The organism is Streptomyces sp. NPDC054786, assembly GCF_053611685.1.
On record NZ_JBSHAW010000092.1, the window covers coordinates 1 to 6,671 of the forward strand.

The 6,671-nt window shown below is 70.1% G+C and carries 1 protein-coding gene; it reads left to right on the plus strand.

What is annotated here, in order from left to right; translation table 11 throughout:
• Positions 1-48: 48 nt before the first annotated feature.
• The coding region (locus ACWGI6_RS38030; RefSeq protein ID WP_453271749.1) for an SDR family NAD(P)-dependent oxidoreductase at positions 49-6,671 on the plus strand (6,623 nt) is incomplete at its 3' end.

Genomic DNA, 6,671 nt, shown 5'->3' on the forward strand with positions numbered 1-6,671 from the left:
GTTCAGGAGCACTTCACCCGACTGGGCCGTAAGGCGACCCGGTTGAAGGTGTCGCATGCGTTCCACTCGCCGCTGATGGAGCCGATGCTCGCCGAGTTCGAGCGGGTCGTATCGGGTCTGGCGTACGAACTCCCGCAGATCAGCTTCGTGTCCACGCTCACTGGTGCCCCGGTCACCGACGAGCTGGCCACTTCGGGCTACTGGGTGCGGCACGTCCGAGAGGCCGTCCGCTTCGCCGACGCCGTCAGTGTCCTGGAGACGGAGGGCGTAACGCGGTTCCTGGAACTGGGGCCGGACGCCGTACTCACGTCGATGGCGCAGGAGAGCGTGAAGTCGGAGTCGGCCGTCCTCGCCCCGGCGTCACGGCGCAACCGGCCCGAGCCCGGTGCCCTGTTCACCGCCATCGCCAAGCTGCATGTGTCGGGTGCGAACGTCGACTGGGAGGCGTTGTACTCCGGTTACGGTGCGCGTCGCGTGGAGCTGCCGACGTACGCCTTCCAGCGCCAGAGATACTGGGTTCAGCCTGAGGCCGGGGCCGGTGACCTCGGTTCCGTGGGCCTCGACTCCGCCGACCACCCGCTGCTCGGCGCGGCGGTGTCGATCGCTGACACCGAGGGCGCGGTCCTCACCGGACGTCTCTCGACCGCCACGCACTCCTGGCTCGCGGACCATGTCGTCGGCGGTACGGTCCTCTTCCCGGGGACCGGTTTCGTCGAGCTGGCGGTGCGCGCGGGTGACCAGGTCGGATGCGACACCCTGAGGGAGCTGACGCTCTTCGCTCCGCTCACCCTGCCCGAGCGCGGCGATGTGCAGATCCAGGTTGCGGTGGGCGCGTCCGACGCGTTCGGCGCTCGTCCGCTGACCATCCACTCCCGTCCGCAGGGGGCCGCGTCCGACGCGCCCTGGACCCAGCATGCGGCCGGGTCGCTGGGCGCCGGACTCGCGGAGGCCGGTGAGGAGCTCGCCCAGTGGCCGCCGGCCGGTGCCGAGCCCATCGACCTCCAGGGACACTACGAGGGCCTCGCAGAGGTCGGTCTCTCGTACGGGCCGGTGTTCCAGGGGCTGAAGGCCGCTTGGCGGTCCGGCGACGAGGTGTACGCCGAGGTCGAGTTGCCCGAGCAGGGCAGGGAGGCGGCCGAGCGACTGGGTCTGCACCCCGCGCTGCTGGACGCAGCGCTGCACGCCGTCAGTTTCACCGGTGTGGTCGGGGAGCGTGCCGCCCTGCCGTTCACCTGGAGCGATGTGTCTCTGTACGCGTCCGGTGCCTCGCGGGCGCGGGTCCGGATGGCGCCGATACTCGGCTCAGAGGCGGTGACGCTCGCGATCGCCGATGCCGACGGCCGCCCGGTGGCCACGATCGGGTCGCTGGTCCTGCGGCCGGTTTCGGCCGAGCAGCTGGCGGCCGCCCGTGCCTCCTTCCACGATGCGCTGTTCCGGCTGGACTGGTCGCCGGTCCCGGCGAAGGTCGCGGACGCGGGCGGCGAGCCCGGGGCGCGAGTGGTGCGCACGCCGGCAGGTGCCGGCGCGGATGCGGTGCGCCAGGCGACATCCCTCGTACTGGCCGAGCTGCAGTCGTACTTGGCAGAGGGGCCGGACGCGCCGTTGGTGGTGGTGACGCGGGGTGCGGTCGCGCTGGACGGTGAGGATGTCGTCGATCTGGCGGGTGCGGCGGTGTGGGGGCTCGTACGGTCGGCGCAGTCGGAGAGCCCCAGCCTGCGGATCGTGCTGGCCGACGTGTGCGGCGATGACTTCGACGAGGTTGACGTTGATGCAGCGGTGACGTTGGCGTTGTCTGCTGACGAGCCGCAGGTGGTGATTCGGGGCGGGCTCACGTATGGGGCACGTCTGGCGCGCGTCGAGGTGTCCGGTCCGGACGGCGGTGGTGAAGGCACCGTGCCGGGGACGGTGTTCGGCGGTGCGGGTACGGTCCTGTTCACGGGTGCGACGGGTTCGCTGGGTGCGCTGTTCGCCCGGCACCTGGTCGCCGAGTGCGGGGTGCGGAGGCTGGTGCTGGTCAGTCGCCGGGGCCCGGATGCGGTCGGTGCTGGTGACCTGGTCGCGGAGCTGGCCGGGCTGGGTGCCGAGGTGCGGGTGGTGGCCTGCGATGCCGCCGACCGTCAGGCTCTGGCCGACGTCATCGAGGACATCCCGGATCTGACCGGTGTGGTGCATGCGGCGGGTGTCCTCGACGACGGCGTGATTGCCTCCCTGACCCCGGAACGCATCGAGACGGTTCTGCGGCCGAAGGTGGATGCCGCGCTGAACCTCCACCACCTCACCGCGAACCGGCCTGACCTCACCGCCTTCGTCCTGTTCTCCTCGGGCTCCGGTACCCTCGGCGCACCCGGCCAGGGGAACTACGCCGCGGCGAATGCCTTCCTCGATGCCCTCGCGGCCCACCGCCGTGCCCGGGGCCTGCCTGCCCAGTCCCTGGCCTGGGGCCTGTGGGACTCCGGCATGGCCGGCAAGCTCAACGACGCCGATCGCACCCGTATGGACCAGAGCGGTATCTCCGCCCTGACGGCAGAGGAGGGCTTGGCGCTCTTCGATGCCGTGCTGCGCGGCGACGAGCCCACCCTCGTCCCCGCCAAGTTCGACCTGGCGGCGCTCCGCGCCCAGGGGGACACCGTACCCACCGTCTTCCGCGGTCTCGTACCGGTGAAGACGCGTCGGCGCCAGGCGGGTGCCGGGCGGGCTGACTCAGGCGCGCTGCGGCGGCAGTTGGCGGCACTCCCGGAGGAGGAGTGGGAGGCGACTCTGCTTGATCTTGTACTGAACCGCGCGGCGCTGGTGCTCGGCTTCGGTTCCGCCCAGACCATCGAGGCGGAGCGCGCCTTCCGCGAGCTGGGCTTCGACTCCCTGGCGGCCGTGGAACTGCGTAACGGCCTCATGGACGACACCGGGCTGCGTCTGCCCGCGACCCTGGTCTTCGACTATCCCACGCCCGCCGTGCTCGCCCGCCATCTGTTGGACGAACTGTCCGGACTGGACGCCGACAGCGTCCCGGCCATCGCTCCGGCCACGGCGTCCCTCCTCGACGACGATCCGATCGCGATCGTCGGGATGAGTTGCCGCTATCCGGGGGGTGTCGAGAGCCCGGAGGATCTGTGGAGGCTGGTCTCCGAGGGTGTGGACGCGATCTCAGAGTTTCCCGTGGACCGCGGCTGGAATGTGGAGGAGTTGTACGACCCGGATTCCGTACGGCCCAACACCAGTTATGTGCGCGAGGGCGGATTCCTGCACGATGCCGCTCAGTTCGACCCGTCGCTGTTCGGCATCAGCCCCAATGAAGCACTCCTCATGGACCCGCAGCAGCGGCTGCTGCTGGAGGCGTCGTGGGAGGTCTTCGAGCGGGCGGGCATCGACCCGGCGACGCTGAAGGGCAGCAGGACCGGTGTGTTCGCCGGGATGATGTACCACGACTACGCCGCCAACTCCGGTACCGGAGCCATCGCATCCGGCCGTGTCTCGTACGTGTTCGGTCTGGAGGGGCCGGCGGTCACCATCGATACGGCCTGTTCGTCGTCCCTTGTCGCGCTGCACTGGGCGATCCAGGCACTGCGGTCGGGCGAGTGCACGCTGGCCCTGGCCAGCGGTGTCGCGGTGATGGCGTCGCCCGAGGCGTTCGTCGAGTTCAGCCGGCAGCGGGGTCTGGCCCGCGACGGGCGGGCCAAGTCCTTCTCGGCGGCTACGGATGGCACGGCCTGGGGCGAGGGTGTCGGCGTGCTGCTGGTGGAGCGGCTGTCGGATGCTCGCCGTAATGGTCACCCGGTCCTCGCGGTCGTACGAGGCAGCGCTCTCAATCAGGACGGTGCGAGCAATGGCCTGACGGCTCCGAACGGCCCGTCGCAACAGCGTGTCATCCGGCAGGCGCTCGCGTCGGCGGGGCTTTCCGCCGCCGGGGTTGATGTGGTGGAGGCGCATGGGACGGGTACGACGCTGGGTGATCCGATCGAGGCGCAGGCGTTGCTGGCGACGTATGGGCAGGGGCGTGCGGAGGACCGGCCTTTGTGGTTGGGGTCGTTGAAGTCGAACGTGGGGCACACTCAGGCTGCGGCGGGTGTGGGCGGGATCATCAAGATGGTGGAGGCGATCCGTCATGGGGTGCTGCCGAAGACGCTGCATGTGGATGAGCCTTCGGCGCAGGTGGACTGGTCGGAGGGGAATGTCCGGCTGCTGACGGAGTCCCGGCCGTGGCCGGAGGTGGATCGTCCACGTCGTGTAGCCGTGTCGTCGTTTGGGATCAGTGGCACCAACGCACACGTGATCATCGAGCAGGCACCAGTGGCGGAGACCGTCGAGCAGGCGGAGCCGGTGGCTCCTATGGCGCTTCCGCTGGTGGTTTCCGCTAAGTCGCCGGAGGCGCTACGAGGCCAGGCGGCGCGGCTGATCGCGTCGATGACGACAGGCACCGTCGCGGGTGCCGCTCCACGGCCGGTGGATGTGGCGTTCTCGCTGGCGACGGACCGGGCGGCGATGGAGCACCGTGCGGTGGTGGTCGGTACGGGCCGGGACGAGTTGCTGGGTGGTTTGGCGGCGCTGGCTGAGGGGCGGTCTGCTCCGGGTGTGGTGCAGGGCGTGGCGCGGGTGAAGGGGCGTACGGCGTTTCTGTTCACGGGGCAGGGGGCGCAGCGGCTCGGCATGGGGCGGGAGCTCTACGGGGCCTTCCCCGCGTTTACGGAGGCGTTGGACGGTGTGCTCGCCGAGCTTGACCGGTATGGGGTGCGTCCGCTGCGGGAGGTGGTGTGGGGTGAGGATGCGGGGTTGTTGAGTCGGACGGTGTATGCGCAGCCGGCGTTGTTTGCGGTTGAGGTGGCGTTGTTCCGTTTGGTGGAGTCGTGGGGTGTGTGTCCTGATTTTGTGGCGGGGCATTCGGTGGGTGAGATTGCGGCGGCGCATGTGGCGGGGGTGTTGTCCCTGGAGGATGCGGCGAAGTTGGTGACGGCGCGTGGGCGGTTGATGGATGCGCTGCCGGCGGGCGGCGCGATGGTGGCGGTGCAGGCATCGGAAGAGGAGGTGCTCGCGCACCTGTCCTCCTCGGGGTCGGTGGGGATTGCCGCGGTGAACGGTCCGACGGCGGTCGTGGTGTCCGGTGCTGAGTCCGAAGTCCTCGCGGTCAAGGAGCACTTCGAGGGCGAGGGCCGCAGGACGGGCCGTCTTCGCGTATCGCATGCGTTCCACTCGCCGCTGATGGAGCCGATGCTCGCCGAATTCGAGCAGACCGCGTCGAGCCTGTCGTATGAGCTGCCGCAGATCCCCTTCGTGTCCGCGCTTACCGGCGCGCCGATCAGTGACGAACTGTCGACGCCCGGCTACTGGGTACGCCACGCCCGCGAGGCCGTCCGCTTCTCCGATGCCGTGCGCGCCCTGGAGACGGAGGGCGTAACGCGCTACCTCGAGCTGGGGCCGGACGCCGTACTGACCCCGATGGCCCAGCAGATTGTGGACACGGAGTCGCCGTCGGCCGTTTTCGTAGCGGCCCAGCGGAAGGACCGCCCGGAGCCGACCGCGCTGCACACCGCGCTGGCCGGTCTCCATGTGTCGGGCGTTTCGCCGGACTGGCGGGTGCTGTTCGCCGGCACCGGCGGCCGCCGTGTTCCCCTGCCCACGTACGCGTTCCAGCGGCAGAGGTACTGGCTGGACACCCGTGAATACTGGGCCGACGCCTGGGCCGGAGCCGGGGCTGGCGAGCTCGCCTCCGCCGGTCTCGATACGACCGACCATCCGTTGCTCGGGGCGATGGTGCTCTCGCCCGAGTCGGACGGAGTGGTCTTCACCGGACGACTCTCGACTGCCACGCACCATTGGCTCGCTGACCATGCCGTCGGCGGCACGGTCCTCTTCCCCGGCACTGGCTTTGCCGAGCTGGCGCTCCGGGCCGGAGGTGAGGTCGGCTGTGACGTACTGGAGGAGCTGATCCTCCAGGCGCCGCTGGTGCTACCTGAGCAGGGCGGGGTGACTGTCCAGATCATCGTGGGCGGGGCCGACGCCAAGGGTGCACGACCGGTGAGCGTCTATGCCCGCGGCGAGGGAGCGGATCTCCCATGGACCCGGCATGCCCAGGGCAGCCTCGTCTCCGAGGCGCCCCAGGCATCGTTCGACTTGGTGCAGTGGCCGCCTGTCGGCGCTGAGCCGGTGGCTTTGGATGGTTTGTATGAGGGGCTGGCGGGTGCCGGTCTTGAGTATGGGCCGGTGTTCCAGGGGTTGAGGGCTGCTTGGCGGTCCGGCGATGAGGTCTTCGCGGAGGTCGAGCTGCCGGGGGAGGTCGGCGGGGAGGGCTTCGGGCTTCACCCGGCGCTGTTGGACGCTTGCCTTCACGCGATCGGGCTGCGGGGCGGCGGCGACGAGACCGCCCGGCTGCCGTTCTCTTGGAACGGTGTGACTCTGTATGCCGCGGGGGCTTCGAGTGTGCGGTTGCGGTTGACCCCGGTGGGGGCGGAAGGTGTGGCGCTTGCGTTGGCGGACGGCGCGGGCCATCCGGTGGCCAGGGTGGATTCGCTGGTCCTGCGACCCGTCTCGGCCGAGCAGCTCACAGCCGCGCGGAGCCCGTATCACGAGTCGCTGTTCGAGGTGGCGTGGTCGCCGCTTGCGGTGACGGGGGCGAGGGCTGATGCTGCCGTCTCGTCTGATGCGGTGGTGCTGTGCAGCCCGTCGGGGAGCAGCGCGGAGGA